This window comes from Clostridium sp. DSM 17811 (genome assembly GCF_018861905.1).
GTDB classification, from domain to species: domain Bacteria; phylum Bacillota; class Clostridia; order Clostridiales; family Clostridiaceae; genus Clostridium_AD; species Clostridium_AD frigoriphilum.
In genome coordinates, this window is record NZ_JAHLDU010000006.1 from 175,731 (window position 1) to 197,050 (window position 21,320).

The window sequence follows — 21,320 nt, forward strand, 5'->3', positions numbered from 1 at the left end:
TTTCACCTTAATAACTAAGTTAACTTTCTACCACACATAGGACAATAATAAATCTTAATTGTTTGAACTGCTATCCCTTCCTTATCCAAGCGAATTTCGTTTTTACCTTCATCAATATAGCAACTATTTTCCCCTGTTGTATCTAATAACTGTTTGCCCTCTTTACAATAAGTACAACCCTTTGTATTAGTTAGCTGAATATTAAAATGTTCTTTGTGATTATCCATAGTAACGCTATATCCCATAATATACCACCTTTTAATTTATTTAGATGCCAATTTGCAACTGTATATTTACTTTATATTTCCCTTCATTCATAATCCTCCATTTTCTTATATGATTATTATATACATTTTAAATAGAAAAAATGCAGATACCTCAACGCTTGAGATATCTGCATATATTATGGTGCTCCATCAGGGAATTGAACCCTGGACCCCCTGATTAAGAGTCAGGTGCTCTAACCAGCTGAGCTAATGAAGCATGTTAGACAACTTCTTTAGTATATATTACTTTTATGTATTTGTAAATACTTTTTTTATAAAACTAATAGATAAATGTATATCTATTAGTTTTACTAAGCAAATCATACTATTATTTTATATAATTTACATTATTTTCTTTTCTTTTTGGTGCATTAGTTACTTCGATTTTTTTATACCCTAGGCAAAATGAATGTATTTGTTTAAATCCTTCTGGAATTTCAAGCTCTTTAATAAAGTCTTTGCCCTTTTCACTGTTTAGTAGAATAGAAATAAGTCCAACCCAACAAGAACCAATTTCTAATGATTCAGCAGCTAGTAGCATATTCTGTGTAGCAATGCCACAATCTACTGGAGCAGACTTAATATTTATGTCCCCAGATACTAATACTACTGTTGGTGCATTATAAAATACATGGAACTTTTCATTATCAGAAAATCTTCTAATATATTCATTATCAGAGTCTTTTGCAATTTCTTTAAAAGCATCGCTTAATCTATCGATAATGTCTTTTCTTTGTATTACAGTAAAATGCCATGGTTGCTGATTATTAGCACTTGGTGCATATATGCCTGCATCTATTATCTCTGTTAAGTGTGCACCATTAATTTGTTCTGGTAAAAATGCTCTTGTACTTCTTCTATTTCTTATATTTTTCAAAGTTTCATTCATAATAAATCCTCCTAAGTATATTTGATTTTTTTTAACATCTAGTCACTAAAACAATACTATATCACATTTTCTTCATTAAACGCACAGAATCACTCATTTCTTGTTAAAAAAAATAAAATCTATGCTATAATTAAAGTTATTAAATTTAAACATAAGAGGTGAAACAAATGATAGATATAAATGATAAATTAGAAATAAATAATAAAATTACAATTTTATTAGAAAATTTAAAAACTTCAGATGATAAACAGAGATCCGCTATAATAAACAAACTATCTCTTGATTATAATAATGCCATTCCATTGTTATGGTCAAAAATAATAACTGAGGATGACCCTAGGACATTATTATCCGTTATGAGGGATATTTTGAAAAAGGAAAAACCAAAGGGAATGTTTAAAAGAACTATCGGAAATTCAAAGGAAAAGCTCATTGCTTTTCTTTCACATCCTGATCCTAAGGTTCGAAAAAATGTATGTGGTGTCATAGGTGAACTAGCAGACCCTGCATATTTAGAAGGCTTATATAACGCCTATAACGCCGAAGAGAAGCTATTTGTGAGATATTCATATGTACTTGCGATAGGTAACTGTGGTAGTGCTATTGATGGAGAAAAACTAAAGAAAATGTTTGAGGAAGTAGTCCATAACGAACAAATTTCAAAAGATAATAACTCACTGATTACAACTAATAAACATATTAATGAAGAAAAGCTAGCACTTACAAGAGCAATAGATAAATTATCTCCAACTGCACGCCATGAATTTAAAGGATTTGCTAGTCCTGTACCAATGCTACTCACAATTATGAATTATCAATATCAGCTTACTTTAGCTGAACTTGATGAAAAATTAATCGAAGGTAGACTTATTAATGATGGTATACTTATATGTGAAAATGATTTAGATAAGATTTATAGTTGCAGGACTTTTTATGAACTTTTATATCCTTTAGGTGATTGCTCTGACGTGTTGTTTGATTATAAGATAATTGCAACTGAAATTATGAATGCAGATATTGTAGGCTTTTTAAATGATTGTCACGATAATGAATCGAATACACCTTTTGGGTACAGAATTGAATTTAAAACTACGGACTCCAACAGAGATAGATCCGATTTTGTAAAAAATTTATCTAGAGAGTTAGATTCAATCTCCTCTGGAAATTTAAGAAATAGCCCATCCTCATATGAAGTTGAAATTCGAATACTTGAAAAAGATAATCTTTGTAATGTATATATTAAGTTATATTCCTTTAAAGATGATAGATTTGACTATAGAAAGAATGACCTAGCTACATCTATAAATCCAGTAACTGCAGCTATTGTAATAAAATCCATAGAGCAATGGCTAGAACCTACTGCTAAAGTTATAGATCCATTTTGTGGCGCAGGAACAATGCTTATAGAAAGATCTAAATTAGAACAATCCGAGTCTTTAACAGGAATTGATATATTTAGAACCGCTATAACAGCTGCAACAATAAATTCTAAGTTAGCTAATGTAGATATAGAACTTATAGCTGATGATACATTAGAATTTATTCCTTATACTCTATATGATGAGATTATAACAAATATGCCTTTTGATAATAAATCTACCACTCATAACAAGTACGCAGACCTATATAATGCATTTATAACTAAAATTCCGAGGCTAGTAAAATCAAACGGAATGGCATTTGTGTACACAATAGAAAAAGAGTTATTTAGAGAAATTTTACTAGATAATGATCAACTTGAATTGCTTAAAGAAATAAAAATTGAAAGTGGTAGACTTACGCCTCATGTTTTTGTTCTACGAGTAAAATAAATTAAGATTATATAAAAAAAACAAATGCATCTAAATAATAGGTGCATTTGTTTTTTTAATTTATTCTACCCACCAAGTATCTTTTGTTGAAACTGGTAAATGCCTTTTGTGTTTAGATACATTGTATAACTTCAATATCTTTGCCTCATATTCATTAGAAATCTCTTCACCTCTTAAATACATACAAACTTGATGATTTAATTCTGTTACTTCTTCTAAATTTGATTTATTATCCCACATACCGCTTGTAGATACCTTATCAATTATAGATTTAGGAGCATTAAATATCTTAGCCATTTCATAAATTATACCTTTTGTTATCCCAGCAAGTGGTTTTACATCTGCAGCATCATCGCCAAACTTAGTTACCATTCCTAGAGTTAATTCAGCAACATTTGTGCAGCCTGCAACTAAAACATCATAAACTTCAGCTATTCTATATATAACTGTCATTCTTATTCTAGATTTTGTATTGCCTATATCTACTTTTGAAGAAGGCAAATTATGGAGAAGATCAAGTGATTCATTTACAGGTCCTGTTATATCATAAGTTCTAAATACATCAGGTTGTATTACATGCTTCTCAATTTCTAATTCCTCTATATCTGGATTAATTCCAAAAGGAAGCGATAAATTGATTAGCTCAAGTCCTGATTTTTTGATAAGCATACTAGTAACAAAACTGTCTACTCCACCTGTTAGATTACATACGTAGCCTTTTTTACCAGCAAGCTGCGCATATTTTTTTAAAAAAGTACAAGTTTCCTCTATCATTCTATATGCGTATTTTTCATCCGACTCATCTTGAAGAGGACAAGGTATACCAAATTCACTCATTATCTCATCTTGTTTAATTTTATCCATTTCTTTCCCCCTTAAACTTATTTATATTCTCATTATAACACATATTATATATCTTACGTTAAAACATTAACAATATTCACCCAATATTAACTATTATTATGATATAACTAATAATCATCTATAGACTTAGTAAACAATATTTATTTTATGATTAATCATTAATTTAACTCAAAATAAATTCAACGAAAAAAAGAGATGTTAAACATCTCTTTTACTGTAGGTTTTTATAAATTTATTCAACCCACCAAGTATCTTTTAACGAAACTGGTAAATGTCTTTTGTGTTTAGAAATTTCATATAGCTTTAATATTTTTTCTTCATATACTTTTTCTATATCTCCACCTCTTAAATATATACAAACCTGATGATTTAGTTCTGTTACTATTTTTTGATTTGTTCCATTATCCCATACACCAGTTGTAGATAGCTTATCAATTATAGATTGAGGTGCATTAAGTATTTTTGCCATTTCATATACTACACCTTTTGTTATTCCTGCAAGTGGTTGTACATCTGCTGCACCATCACCATATTTAGTCATCATTCCGAGTGTCAACTCTGCAGCATTTGATACACCAGCAACTAAAACATCATAAACTTCAGCTATTCTATATAACACAGTCATTCTTATTCTAGCTTTTGTATTTCCGATATCTACCTTTGAAGAAGGTAAATCACGTAAAAGTTCAATAGATTCAATAACAGGACCCATTATGTCATAGGTTTTGAAAACCTCTGGTTTTATCACACATTTAGCTTTTTCTACATCATCTATATCTTGTTTTATTCCAAAAGGAAGTGATAAATTAATTAATTCTAGTCCAGATTTTCTAATTAGCATACTTGTAACGAAGCTATCTACACCACCTGTAAGGTGACAAACATAACCTTTTTTTCCTGTAGCTTTAGCATATTTTTTTAAAAAATCAGAAGTTTCTTCTATCATTCTATTTGCATATTTTTCATCTGACTCATCTTTAAAAGGATGAGGTATAGCAAATTCTTTCATGATTTTTTGTTGCTTAATTTTATCCATTTAGAGCCTCCTTAAACTTATGTATACGATTATTATAACACATATTATACTATTTTCACCATATGATAACATCTAATATTAATTAAATCATCTCCTGGGTCGCTGCAATATTAACGACTTCAGAAGGAGATTTATATTCCCGCTGAAATTTTCTATTTGTTAGGGTATGTATCCTCTGGGTAGATCTCTGGGGTAGATAACAATTCTCAATTGTTATCCTCCCACTTATAGAAGTTGGAGACGTTCCTTCTGAAATGTCGTTAAAAATAAAAAAAAGCCTCTAAAATTAACATACAATTTTAGAGGCTTTTTATAAATTTATAAAATTTTATTCAGATAAAGTTTTATTTTTAACTGGTTCTGCTGCTATATTTGCTGATGGAGCTTCTTTTATATAAGTTTTAATTGCTCCAGTAGGACATTTAGCTGTGCAAGTAGCTTCATTACACTCTGACATACAAATTTTGCTGTCTACTACAGCTAAATTGTTTTCAATTTTTATTGCACCGTGGGAACAATTTTTAACACAAATTCCACACCCAATACACGCTATAGTACAAAGTTTACGTGCTACTGCGCCTTTGTCTTTTGAATTACAATTTATAGCCACATGAATTCCAGGTGAAACTAAATCAATAACTTTCTTTGGACAAACTGATTTACATTTTCCGCAGCCTGTACATTTTTGTTCATCAATAATAGGTAAACCATTATCACCCATTGTCATTGCATCAAATGGACAATTGTTAACACAGGTTCCAAAACCAAGACAACCATATTGACATCCCTTAGGTCCTCCCTGTAGTAATGATGCAGCAACACAGTCTTGTACGCCTTTATACTCATAAGCTTTATTTGCTTTATCTGTGCTACCAGCACAATGTACAAAAGCAACCTTTGGTTCCACTTCTAATGCTGCTTTACCAGTTAAATCAGCTACCAATTTTGCAACAGCTGCCTTACCCGGAACACAAAGATTTGGTGGTACCTCATCATTCATAACTACAGCTTCTGCATATGCCATACAACCAGCAAATCCACAGGCTCCACACTGACCTTTTGGTAATATATCCTCAACGATATGAATCAATGGATTTATTTCAATAGAAAACTTTTTATTAGCAAATGCTAAAACTAAACCAAACACCAATCCAACTATTGTCATTACAATTAACACTGCAATTGCAATATCTAAATTACTCATATTACTCATATTAATTTTTCAGCTCCTTTTTATACTGGTATCATCCCAGAAAAACCCAAGAAGGCTAATGCAAGCATTCCAGCTAAAATAAACGCTACACCAAGCCCTTGAAGTGGTTTTGGGACATCCGCAAGTCTTAATTTTTCTCTTAAACTTGCCATAAGGACGATCGCCAAAGTAAAGCCTAAACCGGCACCTACTGCAGTTACCGCACTGTCTAAAAACGAATTATTATTTTCTACATTTAAAAGTGGTACACTAAATACAATACAATTTGTAGCAATTAATAATAAATAAATTCCCCACATATTATATAAAGTAGGTGCATGTTTTTTAATAATCATTTCTAAAAGCTGAACAAAACTAGCAATTAGTAGTACAAATACCACTGTTGTTAAAAATGTTAAATGAAAAGGCGCTAATACAAAATGGTAAACTAACCATGCCATCATAGAACTTAATGTCATAACAGAAGTTACAGCCATTCCAATACCAATAGATGCATTTAAACTTTTTGAAACTCCAAAGAAAATACAAAGTCCTAAAAACCTTGTTAAAACGAAATTGTTTACAACTATATTACTTGCAAGTATGGTTAAATAATGACCCATTACATCTCACCTCTTTCGAGTTTAACTTTTTCACTATGGTCAATCCACATCTTAAAACCAGCTACCATGTAGCCAATTAATATAAATGCACCTGGTGATAAAACCATAATAAGTGCTGGATTATACCAAGAACCAAGAACTTTTATTCCAAATAATGTTCCTGCACCAATAAGTTCACGAACTATCCCGATTAATACAAGTCCAAGCGCAAAACCACATCCCATTCCAAGTCCATCAAACATAGATGGAATAACTTTATTCTTTGATGCAAAAACTTCTGCTCTAGCTAAAATTATTGCAAAAACAACAATTAGTGCAAGATATATTCCTAAAGCCTTATTAAGTGCTGGCAAATACGCTTGTAATACCAACTGTACTACAGTAACAATTGTTGCAACTGAAGTAATGTACACCGGTACACGAACCGTCGGATTTACTAATTTTCTAGTAACAGATACAACCATATTATTAGCAGTAATAACAAACAGTACCGCAAGTCCCATAACCAAAGAATTTAGCGCACTACTTGTTACCGCTAAAGCAGGGCAAAGACTAAGTGCAAGAACAAAAATTGGGTTCTCTTCAATAATCCCTTTTTTAAATATGTTCCATAACTCTTTCATATTATTTCCTCCCTACAAACTGTGTAACTTCTTGCACAGCTTCTTTAATGCCTTTAGTTACCGCTTTAGAAGAAATGGTAGCACCAGTCATTGCTTGAATATTATTTGTTTTTGTTGGATCTTTTGTCACTTCTAAATCTTTGACTGACTTACCTTTAAATTGGTTTCTAAAAGGATCTTTACTTGCATTGTCTCCAAGTCCAGGTGTTTCTTTAGTTTCTAATATAGTAAATTCAATAATTTTACCTTGTGGCGTAACTGCTACAAGCATTTTTATCGCTCCACCATATCCTTTACTTTCTGCTGGCACAACATATCCAACTACTTTTCCATCTTTTTCTGCAGTAAACCATTCTGCCTTACCCTTTACAGGCGTAAATTTTTGTGCACCTACCACTAGTGATTTCATTGCATCAGTTTTAATTCCTGCCGCTGTTTTCACTGCAACTGGTGCTGTAAAAAAATATACTACAGCAATAATCAATCCTGATATAAAACAGGCAATTGTTAAATTTATAGTGATTTGAAAAATGCTATATTTTTTCTCATGATTAACTTTAGGCTTGATATTATTCTCATCTGACATTTTTCACTACCCCCTTGCTCCAAATTTTACTGGCTTCATCAAGCGATCAATAAGCGGTGTAACTGCATTCATTAATAAAATAGAATAACAAACCCCTTCAGGGTATCCACCCTTAAGCCTGATTAAAACAGTAATAACTCCAGCGCCAATAGCAAAAACTATCTGCCCTTTCTTTGTAATTGGAATGGTAACCATATCTGTAGCCATGAAAAAAGCTCCTATAATAAGGCCTCCAGCCATCATATGAAATAACGGATCCCCAGTAAACAAACCTGTTGGTCCACATATCCAAGTTAAAATACCTACAGTTCCAATCATAAATGCAGGAACTACCCAATTTGCATAACCTTTATAAATTAAATATATACCACCAATCATTAGTAAAACCGTAGATGTTTCACCAATACTTCCATTACGAAAGCCAACAAACATATCTTTATACATTTGAGGCGCACTTCCAAAAGTATCTATTAATTTTGAATATCCTTGTTGTTTTAAAATATTTAAAGGTGTTGCAGTAGACACTACGTCTACACTTGATGTAAATTTTGACCAAGTTGTCATAGCAACAGGCCATGACACCATAAGAGCAGCACGCCCAATATGAGCTGGATTGAAAATATTATATCCAAGACCACCCATAGCATGTTTTGCAATTACTATAGCTATAAATGAACCAACAATTGCCATATAAGGTGGTATTGCTGGTGGTAAACACATTGCAAGCAATAGTCCTGTCAAAAATGCACTTCCGTCTTTTATAGTTACTGGCTTTTTTCTAAGTTTTTGTACTATATATTCAAATCCTACCGCAGACAAACTTCCCGCAAGTAATACGAATAAAGCAGACGTTCCAAAATGATAAATTGCAAAAAGCGCAGCTGGTGTTAATGCCATAGTAACAGTCCACATAATTTTAGAAATAGATGCTTCTGCACGTATATGTGGAGAAGTTGATACGGTAAAGAGATTCTCTTGTAATTTCACTTCACTCATTTAGCTAGAGCCTCCTTTTTTTTAGCAGCATCTGCATTGTTTCTCATTTTACTGTATTTAATGTATTGTACAATATTACGTTTAGCTGGACATACATAAACACAGCTTCCACATTCAGCACAATCGAAAAGATTTTGTTCAAGTTTTGCTTCCTCATACATATCTCTTTCTCCGAGTATACTTAGCATACTTGGATTAAGTCCACAAGGACAAACACTTACACATTTTCCACAACGTATACAGGGAGATTGAGTTCCATTATTAATATCTTTCTTAGTTAATCCAAGTATTCCAGAAACCCCTTTAATTATAGAAATATTTAAATTTGATTGAGCAAATCCCATCATAGGACCACCCATAATAATTTTAGCTGGTGGTTCGTTAAATCCGCCACAATTATCAATAGCCTCTTCAAATGTTGTTCCAATTCTAAGTAAAAGATTTTTAGGTTCTTTAACAGCACTTCCACTTATTGTTGTTACTCTTTCAATTAATGGGATTCCCCTTACAACTGCGTCACAAATTGCAACAACTGTACCTACATTTTGAACAACAACGCCCACATCCATTGGTAAGCTTCCTGATGGAACCTCACGATCTACAAGTACTTTAATAAGCATTTTTTCCGCACCTTGTGGATATTTAGTTGGTATCGCCATTACTTTAACCGTAGTTCCTTCAAACGCCTTTTGCATAGCAATAACAGCATCTGGTTTATTGTCTTCTATTCCAACAAATGCTTTCTCAACTCCAAGAACCTTCATTACTAATTTTACCCCAATAGCAATTTTATCTGAATGTTCAAGCATCATTCTGTGATCTGCTGTTAAAAAAGGCTCACATTCTGCTGCATTCAAAATAAAAGTATCTATTTTCTTATCTTTTGGTGGTGATAATTTTACGAAAGTTGGAAAAGTAGCTCCTCCCATTCCAACGATACCTGCATCTTTAATGATACCTTTTATTTCATCAGAACTTAACTTCTCCCAGTCGCGAACAAGAGGGATTCCTTCTATCCATTCGTCTTTTCCATCATTTTCAATTACGATAGAAAGACATTTTCCAAATACCGGATGAGGATACAAAGCTATATCCTTAACCATACCTGATATAGATGCATGTACTGGACTTGAAACAAAAGCTGGACTAGTTGCTATAACCTGTCCCTTCTTTACATAATCACCCTTTGCTACAGTTGGCACACAAGGAGCACCGATATGCTGACTCACAGGAATAACAACTTTACTTGGTAAAGTTGCTATTTCTATAGGCTTGCTCGCGGTGTAATTTTTAGAACCATTTGGATGTATTCCTCCACGAAAACTTTTTATCACTTTTCCACACCTCTTTTAAAATATTTAAAATTTGTGAACTATAATAGATATAATCAAATTCGAAAAAATTATATTCAAGATAAACTTTTAGTAATCACAGGTTGCATTTTGTCATTATTATGAGCGTACTTTTCAAAGTGTTTTATATTAATAATTGATAATACAAATGTTATTATTCCGCCTCCAATTTGAAATCCCCGAACAGGATACCCAAATTTTCTAGCTATCACTTGTCCAACAATAACACCTATTACAACCATAACAAGAGGAAGTATATATACAACAAAAGCTGCCATTAACATATTTGTATCTTTCATTTCAAATGCAATTCTCTGACCAATTTTAGCTCCAATAGGATTTTTAGCCTCTATTACAACTGAATTATCGCCAGGACATGCGCCACAATTTTTACACTCATTATGCCTTCCTACTTTTACTTTCGCAATATTATCCTTAGAAATCTCTATTATAATTCCTTCTTCTTCTTTTACCACCTCTACAGCTCCTTTCTCTACTACAATATTAATTATATTATACTTGCAAGGAACTATTTATATGATAATTAAACGCTCCCCCTTTGATTATAATATCAATTATATTATAAGCCTATAATAAAATTCGTCTAATTACTTCCTGTCGAATTATATATATAATTAAGCTCCTATCTCTCAAGATAGTTTTATTTAGTATAAAAGTCAACAATAATTAAATTTTTAACAAATGTCTATGTAATAATTTACATGCCTTATATATAAGAAACTATTTTTAAAATATACACAGTTGCTTATTCATTATTTTAACCTTTATATATAATATTGATTTTACTAATGTTTTTGGCAATACAGTCCCATATTTCCGAATTAGCGTCTTATAATAACAAAGCATTCTGTTATATTTACTTTTTTCAGTACTAGAACAGTTATATACATTAATTACTTATTATTTTTTTAGATTTTTTTAGATTTGTTAAGTTTTTGTTAAATAACGTTAAAACATTAACAACTACCGTTTTTACGTATAGATTTATGGTATAATTTTAATCACGAAGATAGGTAATTGAGGGGGTTAAGACCCACCACTTTAAAATTATTTAACTTTATATTTTCAATATTGATATCATTTAATTGAAAACTAATCCTTTTTTTCTATATAGTCAGGAATTTGTAAAACTACTCGTAAAACAGAATATAATTACAATTAAATCTCTCAATTTATAATATCATTAAGCCTTTTATTAAAACTATTCTAGCAGGTGCACCATCTATCCCTTTAAGTTTAAGTGGAAGCGCACACATGAAGTACTCATCCTCTGAAACTTCTTTTAACCTGACACCCTCTATTATAATTATGCCTTTATTAAAAAGTGTTTTATGGGTTTCATGACCTGGCTGAGCTCTTTCTATTCCAAAGGAATCTATTGCCACCCCAGCTATTTCCTTTTCTGCCAAGTACTCTGCTCCACTTATTGAGAGATATACAAAATCTGATTCATACCCCTCCTTAAATGAATTTTTAGTTTTAAGTAATAAGAATTCAAATGGCTTAATGTTTTTATCTATAAGATCATCTTTTGTTATTGAACCTATAACTTTAGTTAAGTCTATCACTCTACATTTTCTAATCAATTTAGTTAGATCTATAACATCTATTGTATCACCATCATTATCCACATGAAATGCTGCATCAATATGAGTTCCTGTATGTACATTCATATACAAACTAGATTCATTTATTTTATCTTTGGGAATTTTACTTTCAAATTTAATTACTGGTCTTTTTTCCTCTTTATTCTTGTATACTCCCATATCCTTTTCAATAATCATAGATATATCATATATAATCATGTTATCCCTCCTCAAAGTTCAGTGCTCCACCACTGTCTGCCATCCTTTTCAATTAAATCTACTGCTCCCGTAGGTCCTGGTGTTCCCGCCGCGTAGTTAGGGTAATTAGAAACATCATTCTCATATCCTTTTTCAATACTTTCAATGAATTTCCAAGAATATTCAAGTTCATCCCACCTTGTGAATAAAGATGAATTATTTCTAATTGCCTCAAGTAACAACTTCTCATAGGCCTCAGGCGAATCATTTAAATACTTACAACTTTGGCAATAATCTAACTCTACCTTTTCCATTTTAAAGTCATTACCAGGCTTTTTAGCATTTATTTGAAAATAAAAGCCCTCCTCTGGCTGAATTTTTAAAACTAAAAGATTACTACCTATTTGGTCAAATTCTTTATAATAATTAATTCCAGCAAGTTTTTTAAACTGAATAACTATTTCCGTACTTTTTGTATCCATTCTTTTTCCTGCTCTTATATAAATTGGCACTCCCCCAAAACGGAAATTATCTATATAAGTCTTAAGTGCTATAAATGTATCTGTATTAGATTCCCTAGATACCCTTTCTTCTTGTCTATAGCCCACTACCATGGCTTCATTAACGGTTCCCGGACCATATTGACCTCGAACTATATCTTCCTTTAATGAGGCCGAAGTAAAAGGTCTTAGCGATCTAAGCACCTTAACTTTTTCATCTCTTATAGATTCCGGATCAAAATCCACTGGAGGTTCCATTGCAATCATTGTAAGCATCTGTAATAAATGATTTTGAAGCATATCTTTTAATATACCCGCATTTTCATAATATGCCCCTCTGTTTTCTACACCTATTAGTTCATTAGATGTAATTTGGATATTATCAATATAATTTGAATTCCATAAAGGTTCGAATAGAGAATTACCAAATCTAATTGCTAATATATTTTGGATCATTTCCTTTCCTAAATAATGATCTATTCTAAATATATCCTCTTCCGGTATAAGTTTTGATATATTATTATTTAAAATTCTTGCAGTTTTCAAATTTGATCCAAAAGGCTTTTCTATCATTACTCTCTGCCAACCTATTGATTTACAAACCATATTATTGTTTTTTAAGTTTCTAATTATACCCTCAAAAAACTCTGGTGCAACTGCTAAATAATATAATCTATTTCCTCTTGTTGAATATTCATTATCCATTGTTTCCAAAAATAAATCTAAATCCTTATATCCTTGATTATTTGAAGTAAAATCAAAATTCTTATAGAATATTCTCTTAATAAAATTATCCCATAATTTATTATTCAAAGGAAATCTAGAGAATTCTTTTACATACTCATGCATTTCTTCCCTATATTGTTCACTTGTCTTTTCTTGTCTTCCTATAGACACAATTGTAAAATTCTCAGATAATTTCCCCTCATGCATTAAGCTAAAAATAGCTGGAATAAGTTTTCTTTTTGTCAGATCACCAGTTCCACCAAAAATTACAAACATACTAGAAAGTTCTATATCCATATTTTTCTCCATTCAAAGTTCACCCTACTCCTATTTTTTTATAAAATTAAGGAATATTAACCTTATTAATTAATATACCACAAACAGCATCACACATAACAATATACCCGTAAGTACTTTATTAGAAATTAATGTACATTATACCCTTTTTATTATAATTTACAATGCACATAAAAAAACAACTTGTAAAAAATTTTACAAGTTGTTCTTATTTATGTCCTATAAACCAACAATAGATGCCCCTTGCTAATTTGTAAGTAATTTTGTGTTAGATAACTTCAATATATCATTATAGTTAAATGAATTAGTTGAATTTGTTTTTGGTAACACAATATCAATATTTTTATTAATATTAGTTATATCTGTATTAAAATCTATGCCTATAGTATATATACCAGTTTGGTCACTATTACTTGCCACAGCTGTTTTACTAGCTAATTTGTTTATGCTAGGTAAATCAACTACAAATTCTGCATTACCTTTTTCATTTACAACATAACCATCCTTATTAATAGTATATCTAATTGTAATTCCTTTATCTCCAAGAATTTTAAGATTATCAATAGATTCTAATGATTTATTCATACTTTTAAGTTGTTGTGGCAATTGAGTTGTTATATCGCCAAATGCCTTATTTATTTCATCCTTGCTAGTTTTATCCTGACCATCAGTTACATCATAAACTGACATCATAGCTTTCATATAATCCTGAGTAAAACTCATAGCATCCTTGCTCTCTGAAAGGTTATTCAAAGTATAATGCATTAAATCTTTAAATGATTTATCATTTAGCTTTACTTCATAAGTATTTGAAGATTGCATTACGTTATCTTGCAAGAAGCTTTGACTTCCTATATAGGTAACATACTTTGTAGTCGGATTAAATTGTTTAGCATATTTAACTATAAAATCAGTTAATTTAGGTTGGAATTCTTTGCTAAAAGCCATAAGTTTTTTATAATCAGTTTTAGGCATACCTGGTGTACTTGGCATATTCGCTAAATCCATTGCCATGTATTCTTTACCTTTTAACTCAGTTGGAAGCTGCGATGAAAGCAATTGAGGAATTTTATACAACTCATTAATCACAGGTTTTTCTCCAGTTATATCTGTATTAACCCAAATGCTCATGTTTATAGGATCTGGAGATTGAACTAATTGTAATGATATATCGCTTTGCATTTTTGAAATTGTTCTGTCTGCATTCTGATTGGTTTTAGTTACCATAGAAATTTTAGTTCCATTTATAGATGGCAACACAGTATCCATCATTTGTTTCTCTTTTACCGACATATTAGTGCCTGAAACCTTAAGTGAAATATCAGTTTTACTCTGCATAGAGTTTATTGTTTGTGACTTTGTAAATGTCTTCACAAGTGCAAACCCATCAGTTGAACACCCAGCGAATAGTGAAGTCGTCATAATTAAACCAACACCCAAAGCTAACATTTTCTTAGTTTTTATCATTGTTATTTCCCCCTTAAATATTAAATATATTGACATTCTTTATTATGCTTTATTTATAAACCATATAAATAGAGCCAATTCTATTATAATTTTTATGCCACTATATATTTATATTACCATTATGAAGCAAAAATGTAAATATTCAATGTATTTAAATAAAATAATTTTAGAGGAATATTATTTTTTTGTACTACTCACATTACTTGGAGCCATATTGATTATTGGAAATAATTCTAAAAACAACTTACGCGCCGCAGGCACTGCCGTTTGCGCAGCATAATAATTCGAAGCGTTTGGTTCCTCTATAGTGATTACTAAACTCACTTTCGGGTCGCTGGCAGGGGCCATACCAGCAAATGAGGATACATATTTACCAGTGTTATAACCTCCGTCGATACTGTTAACTTTATTTGCAGTTCCAGTTTTTCCTGCTATATGATAACCATCAATATACGTACCAACTGCTGTTCCTTCTTTAACTACTCTTTCCAAATACGTCCTTAACTTAGCTGCTTTTTCTTTGCTCATTATTGTTTTCTCATTTAGATTACTAAACTGCTTGTCTATAACCTTTTTTCCATTTTCAATATGAGATATGTCTTTCATAACATGTGGTGTTATCCATGTCCCTCCATTTGCCACTGCGTTAAACGCTGCAATATACTGTATCTGAGTAACTGCAACACCTTGTCCATATGCCATTGTAGCAAGATCAATCGGTGTTATATTATTTAATTCTTTTACAATCCCTGTGCCCTCGCCCGGCATGTCAATATTCGTTTTCTGTCCAAATCCAGCAAGCTCTATAAATTTGTAAAAGTTAGCCTTTCCTATCATCTGCCCTAGTTTAACAAACCCTACATTATCTGAATTTTTAATTATATCCGAGAAAGTCTCAATTCCATAATTTTCTTTATTATCGCTATATAATAATTTATTTCCAACCTTAATGCTACCATTACTTATAAATCGGTCCTTATCCGTTACAGCATTATTTTGAAGTGCTGCAGCTGATGTTATAACCTTAAAAATTGATCCTGGTTCAAATGCATTGCTAATGGCTCTATTCTTCCAAATTTCCTGTATTTCTTTGCTTGTCTTTCCTTCTACATATGGAATATTTAAATTATAATCCGGTGCATTAGCCATTGCCATAATTTCGCCATTCTTTGGGTTCATAATTGTTATACTTACAGATTTTGCACCATTTTTAGCTAATGTTTCTTTTGCAACTTTCTGCGCTAACTCTTGAACTCGTTCATCAATAGTTAATGTTAAGTCCTTTCCGTTTACTGGTTGAACTGTCACTGCTTCCGTATAAGGTAATTCATTACTCTCCCTATCCGCTTCAACTACCTTAACTCCGGGAACACCTGCTAATTCATTATTGTAACTTAATTCAACGCCATTGACTCCATTTCCATCTAAATTAGTATGCCCCATTACATGTGATAAAAAGTTATCGTTTGGGTATGTCCTCTCAACATCTTTTGAAATTATTATTCCACTATATTTTAGAGCCTTAATATTATCCACAACTTTCTTCTCTACCTTTCTTTTAAGTGATACAAATTGTAATGGATTCCCCTTGTTATCTTTGTCATCTAATATCTCCTTAATTTTGCTCTTATCAATATTTAGTATTTTCGACAATTGAAGATCCGCTTGTTCCTCTGGTATTTTTTTTTCTACTAAATATTTTTTTAATACATTTAAATCAACATCAAGTCTATAAATATTCATACTTAATGCCAGTTCTTGACCATTTCTATCTAGAATCGCTCCTCTTATAGGAGGTACCGCTATATTTTTTGTCTGCTGCTGTAATGCCAAAGATTTATACTTCGACCCGTTAACGGCCATTAAATAAACCATTCTGCCAACAAGAGCACTAAATACCAAAGAAAATAATACAGCTACAATTAAAATTCTTTTACCTCGCTCCCTTTTCCCTTTCAATCTACTCACCAACCTATTCTATATTTTAAATTAGAACTACACTTCATAATATAAATGTTTTATTAATTGTATCATAAACAATTAATATAGTTCCTAATTCACGCAAAAAAATATAAGAAATCACTACTAGAGTAATTCCTTATATTAATATTTTTATCTATTTTTTTTATAAATTAATTACTCCTTTTAAGACTGGCTTATTTTCATTCATTGGATTAAATTCTATTACATCTGGTATTTTCCAGTTTTTTGTTCCATTGTTAAATTTCTGCGGTAATAAATAATGAACTACCCTATGTTCTTTTTTTCGATTATCTTTTATCTCTTCTTCAAACATAGCTTTTACTTCGTTCATGTGGCAGCTATTTATTCTAATTTGTTTAAAATCAAGGTCACTTATAATTTGCAAAAATTCATCTACTTCACTTTGAAAAACTTTTGCAAAAAAAGCATTTTGCTTATCTCCATCACAAATTAATACAGGATTAAGTTGACTTTCATTAATAATAGCCTTCAGTTTAAATACATTTTTTTTGCTCCTCCCTATAAAATAGCCATAATTAATATAATTAGGGTCATTGCTTTCTGGGAAAATCACATTATATAACAATTGTTCTTCATTCATTTTAATCCTCACCTTTCTAATATATTATTAGATAAATAAAACTAAAATTTATAAAATTGCTTTTATAAAATATCCATTTGAAATGTATTTGATACTATTATTATAGCAGTTGATTGTAAAGAATATGTTATTTATTTGTTTAGACTTAGTTAATTATTAAATTATTTTATGCAATACTTTCCATAAGTTTACATCAATATTAGTAAAATAGGAAGGTTAATTTCATATATTTCTATTTTAAATTAGAATTTATATGCCTAAAAGAATTTTCTAACAAACTTATCAACAGAAAAAGTGTTATTCTCGATATTATACTCTGTTTCATTAATTTTTACTTTACTCAGATAAAATTCAATTCTTAGAGGCACCACATCCATAATTTTATCATTAAAATTATTTGGTTTTAATCCTGGCTCGTAAATATGTGAGCTACCAAAAGCATCTTTAACTGTTATTTTATCTAATGATGTATACAATGATTTAATAGTTCCATTTTCTTTAAAATTCAAAGAATTTGTGTCAGCATTAAGACCAATAGCATCAAAATCAAATGCATGAAGCTCTCCAATAACAGTATTTATTAAAGTTTGCCTTCTAGGTTCACAGGACTTAATAGCACCGTTTGGATATAGTGAGAACCCAATACGAGTCTCAATCATCCCGTAAGGTGATAAAATATTAATAAAATCCTTTGGCCATAAAGTTACACTTTTTACGCCTCCAGATTCATAAAAATTAATACCAATAATTTTTTTCTTAAACTTTCCAAACTCAAAATGAAATTCTAATTCCTGGGAAAGTTCATATTCATTTTGCTCAGTCCAATAGCCAGTTATCTTACCATTTAAGGGGAAAATACGCTTAATTTGTCCATTTTCATGAAATACAGCAAGTTCTGCTGATAGTTTCCCAACACTTGTAACTATAGTCGTTCCACTTTGAAAAGAAATACTTTGTAAATTTCCATTTTTATAAAAAGATAAAGATCTTTTATACTTACGTCTTACCTCTTCTTCATCATATTGAGGAACAAAAATCCCATAACTCGTGTTAATCTCGCAATATTCGCTCAATTTACATTCCTTTATTATTCCGTCAGTATAAAATTCAATACTAGTTATCCCTTTTAGCATACCATATTTAGTCATAAATTCCTTCATATTATCGCCTCCGAAATAAAATATTTATACTATTTACTATTCCTTGCAAATATCAGGATAAACCTTCACTTTAATTTCACTTTGACTAATATGAGTCGCTTCCATTTTTAAATTCAACTTTTCAAATTCAGCATGAAACCAGGGTGGTATATGACCACAAATTATCTCTAATTGATAAAAAATTGTAGTAGTCAAAAATGGTATCAATATACTTTTTGAAGTAAGGCTTTCATTATTTTTCTGAATCTTTTTTAGATTTACATAATAATGTCCATCCTTAACCTTTTGTATAATAGGTTTCACATTCTCTAATTCTGAAAGTTTTATTATATTCGCCTCTTCCAATTCTTTTTCAAATACAAACTCTAATAACTCCATTGGAGTGCCTTCTAGTTCCCAAGTGTTAAATCCCATTCCATCAAGAATATTGTAGGTCATACCCTTTATTTCTCTCCCAACAAAAACTTTGCAATTACCTAATTCTTCTGCCATGTTTATAATGTTTCCTCTAACTTCTTTTATTCCAGCTATATTATCTATTCTAAAGATAATCTCTTTAGTTATTTTCCATGTACTCTTACTTCCCTCGTAAACTTTAATTATACCTGGTTCAACTATAGATTGTGTTTTACCTCTAGTATCTTGAAATACTGCTATCTCCATTTTATTTTCTATTTATCAAATCAATATTTTCTTGTTTCTTTGATAAATTTTCCTCCTTATTTTAATAAAATATAGTGTTTATTTATATTGAATTATTATTTTTATTTAAGGCATTTATCAACTTTACATAATCACAATTACCTGCCCTTTCTCCTATTCCTCCAAATGTAGAATCTACAAACTCTGCCCCAGCCATAACTGCAGAAACAGAATTCGCGACAGCCATACCAAAATCGTTGTGTGCATGAAATTCAATAGAAATATCAATATTTTGTTTGATTTGTTTGATTTGTTTATATATTTTATCTGGATACAGTATTCCAACAGTATCTGCATATCTAACACGCTGTACGCCAAGTTCTTTAGCTTCCCTTATAATATGCATTAAAAACTCCGTTGAGGTTCTTGAAGCATCCTCAAGACCAACCACAACCTCGTAGCCCTTTTCTTTAGCATAATAAACGCTCCGCTTCATTTCATTAATAACCCAGACTCTATTTCTCCCAAGTTTCCATTTTATTTGTATATCAGATATAGGAACTGATATGTGTATTATATCTACCCTACAATCAATAGAATGTTTTATATCACTTATATTCATCCTATTCCATGCAGACACCTTACTTTTTAACCCTAGACTCATTAATTGTTCAATGCTTTTTTTTTCATCCCCACCCATGGCAGGAGTGCCCGCTTCTATTTGATATACATCTTTCGAATCTATAATTTTAGCAAATTCAATCTTGTCATCAAACCCTAGCTCAACGCCTGCCATTTGTTCACCATCTCTTAATGTGGTATCAACTATTTTATACATAACGTAACCTCTTAATTTCTTTACATATTTCTATAAAATCCTCATCTGAAAGTTCCATTTTATTTTTTATGCTTTTACTTTTAACACTCTCCAAAATATCTGAAATTTCTGCTTCTATAAATTTATCATCTATACAAAGCTCTTTTAATTTAGCATGGATGGAATTTTTACCTGAGTGCTTACCTAAAGCAAGTTTACGCTTCATTCCAACAATTTCAGGTTTAAAAGGTTCATATGTTATTGGATTTTTTTCAATGCCAGCCACATGTACTCCAGATTCATATTTAAATATATCCTTACCAATTATGGGCTTATTGTTAGGTATTTTACTATAGGTTATTTTTTCGTATTGTAACCTCATTACATGCAAAACACTAATATCTTCATTTACTTCCTCACCCAAAATAACTTTTGTAGAAACCAATATCTCCTCGAGTGGCGTTGTGCCATAAGTCCCATCATTTCCACAAAAAGCTGTGGTTATATAATCTATCCCTTTAATAATAGCCTGAAAACATGCTGCTGTTGCCATAGAAAATTTATCACTAGCGTAAATATTAGTTTTCACCTTACAATTTTCTTGTATATAATCGCAAATTAACCAGTTACTCTCTCCTTTAAATCTTAAACAAAAAAATCTATCTATATTTTTATTAATCTTATTCATGAAATTGCTTTTATAAGAATTAATATCTATTTCTAATATAATCTTAAATTCATAATTTTCTTCAATGCATTTAATATTAAAAAACTCTAAGTCCTCTTCTTTAACTAAAATATATTTTATACCATTTCTTTTACATGTTTCCAATTGACTAATTTTGTCGATTCTAAAAATAAAAACCTCTGATGTTATCAGAGGTCTTACAATATTAAAAGTCCTCTCATCAACCTCAAAGAAATCTACCCCTATTCTTCTTAAATTCATAGTGAACTCATGTACTTCATTTTCATTAAATTTTTTTTTGGTTATGTTCATTAATGTCCTATCAATAATGCAAGTTTCTTTTCCATTTATAATTATAGACATTAATAACACTCCCCTTTTATATAAAACAGTTTA

At 30.8% G+C, this 21,320-nt stretch carries 21 protein-coding genes and 1 tRNA gene; 1 reads left to right on the forward strand and 21 read right to left on the reverse strand.

Going from position 1 to position 21,320, the window contains the following annotated elements; all coding sequences use genetic code 11:
- Positions 1-14 precede the first annotated feature (14 nt).
- The 3 genes from KPL44_RS10120 to KPL44_RS10130 all read right to left on the reverse strand — a co-directional run bounded on the left by KPL44_RS10120 (position 15) and on the right by KPL44_RS10130 (position 1,155).
- Complete coding sequence (locus KPL44_RS10120; protein ID WP_216249371.1) at positions 15-245, reverse strand: hypothetical protein; 231 nt, start codon at positions 243-245, stop codon at positions 15-17.
- A 161-nt stretch (positions 246-406) separates the two neighbouring features.
- A tRNA-Lys gene (locus tag KPL44_RS10125) sits at positions 407-483 on the reverse strand.
- A 111-nt stretch (positions 484-594) separates the two neighbouring features.
- Positions 595-1,155 carry a nitroreductase family protein gene (locus tag KPL44_RS10130; protein WP_216249373.1) on the reverse strand — a complete coding sequence of 187 codons (561 nt, stop codon included), beginning with the start codon at positions 1,153-1,155 and terminating at the stop codon, positions 595-597.
- Between the two features lie 167 nt (positions 1,156-1,322).
- Between KPL44_RS10130 and KPL44_RS10135 the strand changes: the two genes are divergently transcribed.
- Positions 1,323-2,966 (forward strand): methyltransferase, encoded by a 1,644-nt coding sequence (locus KPL44_RS10135; protein WP_216249375.1) that lies wholly within the window; start codon positions 1,323-1,325, stop codon positions 2,964-2,966.
- Positions 2,967-3,026: 60 nt separating this feature from the next.
- Here the strand turns inward: KPL44_RS10135 and nadE (KPL44_RS10140) are convergent, their stop codons facing one another.
- The 18 genes from nadE (KPL44_RS10140) to KPL44_RS10225 form a co-directional block, all read right to left on the reverse strand.
- The gene (nadE, locus tag KPL44_RS10140) at positions 3,027-3,830 is read right to left on the reverse strand and encodes an NAD(+) synthase (protein WP_216249378.1); all 804 of its coding nucleotides are present in this window, start codon (positions 3,828-3,830) and stop codon (positions 3,027-3,029) included.
- 232 nt (positions 3,831-4,062) lie between these two features.
- A complete protein-coding gene (gene nadE / locus KPL44_RS10145) occupies positions 4,063-4,866 on the reverse strand; it encodes an NAD(+) synthase (RefSeq protein ID WP_216249382.1) in 804 nt (267 codons plus the stop codon).
- Between the two features lie 328 nt (positions 4,867-5,194).
- A complete protein-coding gene (gene rnfB, locus KPL44_RS10150) occupies positions 5,195-6,070 on the reverse strand; it encodes an RnfABCDGE type electron transport complex subunit B (RefSeq protein WP_216249383.1) in 876 nt (291 codons plus the stop codon).
- A gap of 29 nt (positions 6,071-6,099) precedes the next feature.
- Positions 6,100-6,681: an electron transport complex protein RnfA gene (locus KPL44_RS10155; protein ID WP_216249386.1), complete on the reverse strand. Its 582-nt coding sequence runs from the start codon at positions 6,679-6,681 to the stop codon at positions 6,100-6,102.
- Positions 6,681-7,304: an electron transport complex subunit RsxE gene (gene rsxE / locus KPL44_RS10160; protein ID WP_216249389.1), complete on the reverse strand. Its 624-nt coding sequence runs from the start codon at positions 7,302-7,304 to the stop codon at positions 6,681-6,683. Before rsxE ends, KPL44_RS10155 begins: the two co-directional genes overlap by 1 nt.
- A 1-nt stretch (position 7,305) precedes the next feature.
- Positions 7,306-7,890, reverse strand: a complete 585-nt coding sequence (locus KPL44_RS10165; protein WP_216249392.1) for an RnfABCDGE type electron transport complex subunit G — start codon at positions 7,888-7,890, stop codon at positions 7,306-7,308.
- A 6-nt stretch (positions 7,891-7,896) separates the two neighbouring features.
- Positions 7,897-8,886, reverse strand: a complete 990-nt coding sequence (locus tag KPL44_RS10170) for an RnfABCDGE type electron transport complex subunit D (protein WP_216249395.1) — start codon at positions 8,884-8,886, stop codon at positions 7,897-7,899.
- Positions 8,883-10,220: an electron transport complex subunit RsxC gene (gene rsxC, locus KPL44_RS10175; RefSeq protein ID WP_216249396.1), complete on the reverse strand. Its 1,338-nt coding sequence runs from the start codon at positions 10,218-10,220 to the stop codon at positions 8,883-8,885. The genes KPL44_RS10170 and rsxC overlap by 4 nt, the downstream gene beginning before the upstream one ends.
- A 74-nt stretch (positions 10,221-10,294) precedes the next feature.
- Positions 10,295-10,714, reverse strand: coding sequence for a SoxR reducing system RseC family protein (locus tag KPL44_RS10180; protein WP_216249398.1), 420 nt, complete (start codon positions 10,712-10,714; stop codon positions 10,295-10,297).
- Between the two features lie 717 nt (positions 10,715-11,431).
- Positions 11,432-12,064, reverse strand: a complete 633-nt coding sequence (locus tag KPL44_RS10185; protein ID WP_216249400.1) for a cyclase family protein — start codon at positions 12,062-12,064, stop codon at positions 11,432-11,434.
- Positions 12,065-12,075: 11 nt separating this feature from the next.
- Entirely contained in the window at positions 12,076-13,578 is a 1,503-nt protein-coding gene (zwf, locus tag KPL44_RS10190) for a glucose-6-phosphate dehydrogenase (RefSeq protein WP_216249402.1), read from the reverse strand.
- Between the two features lie 234 nt (positions 13,579-13,812).
- Complete coding sequence (locus KPL44_RS10195; protein ID WP_216249403.1) at positions 13,813-15,033, reverse strand: hypothetical protein; 1,221 nt, start codon at positions 15,031-15,033, stop codon at positions 13,813-13,815.
- A 177-nt stretch (positions 15,034-15,210) separates the two neighbouring features.
- Entirely contained in the window at positions 15,211-17,001 is a 1,791-nt protein-coding gene (locus tag KPL44_RS10200; protein ID WP_407935000.1) for a penicillin-binding transpeptidase domain-containing protein, read from the reverse strand.
- Between the two features lie 157 nt (positions 17,002-17,158).
- Positions 17,159-17,617, reverse strand: coding sequence for a hypothetical protein (locus tag KPL44_RS10205; protein WP_216249404.1), 459 nt, complete (start codon positions 17,615-17,617; stop codon positions 17,159-17,161).
- A gap of 257 nt (positions 17,618-17,874) precedes the next feature.
- The gene (locus KPL44_RS10210; RefSeq protein WP_216249406.1) at positions 17,875-18,777 is read right to left on the reverse strand and encodes a hypothetical protein; all 903 of its coding nucleotides are present in this window, start codon (positions 18,775-18,777) and stop codon (positions 17,875-17,877) included.
- A gap of 36 nt (positions 18,778-18,813) precedes the next feature.
- Positions 18,814-19,440 carry a Fe-only nitrogenase accessory protein AnfO gene (gene anfO, locus KPL44_RS10215; RefSeq protein WP_216249408.1) on the reverse strand — a complete coding sequence of 209 codons (627 nt, stop codon included), beginning with the start codon at positions 19,438-19,440 and terminating at the stop codon, positions 18,814-18,816.
- 82 nt (positions 19,441-19,522) lie between these two features.
- The gene (locus tag KPL44_RS10220; RefSeq protein ID WP_216249410.1) at positions 19,523-20,257 is read right to left on the reverse strand and encodes a homocitrate synthase; all 735 of its coding nucleotides are present in this window, start codon (positions 20,255-20,257) and stop codon (positions 19,523-19,525) included.
- Entirely contained in the window at positions 20,250-21,287 is a 1,038-nt protein-coding gene (locus tag KPL44_RS10225; protein WP_216249412.1) for a homocitrate synthase/isopropylmalate synthase family protein, read from the reverse strand. Before KPL44_RS10225 ends, KPL44_RS10220 begins: the two co-directional genes overlap by 8 nt.
- Positions 21,288-21,320: the final 33 nt, after the last annotated feature.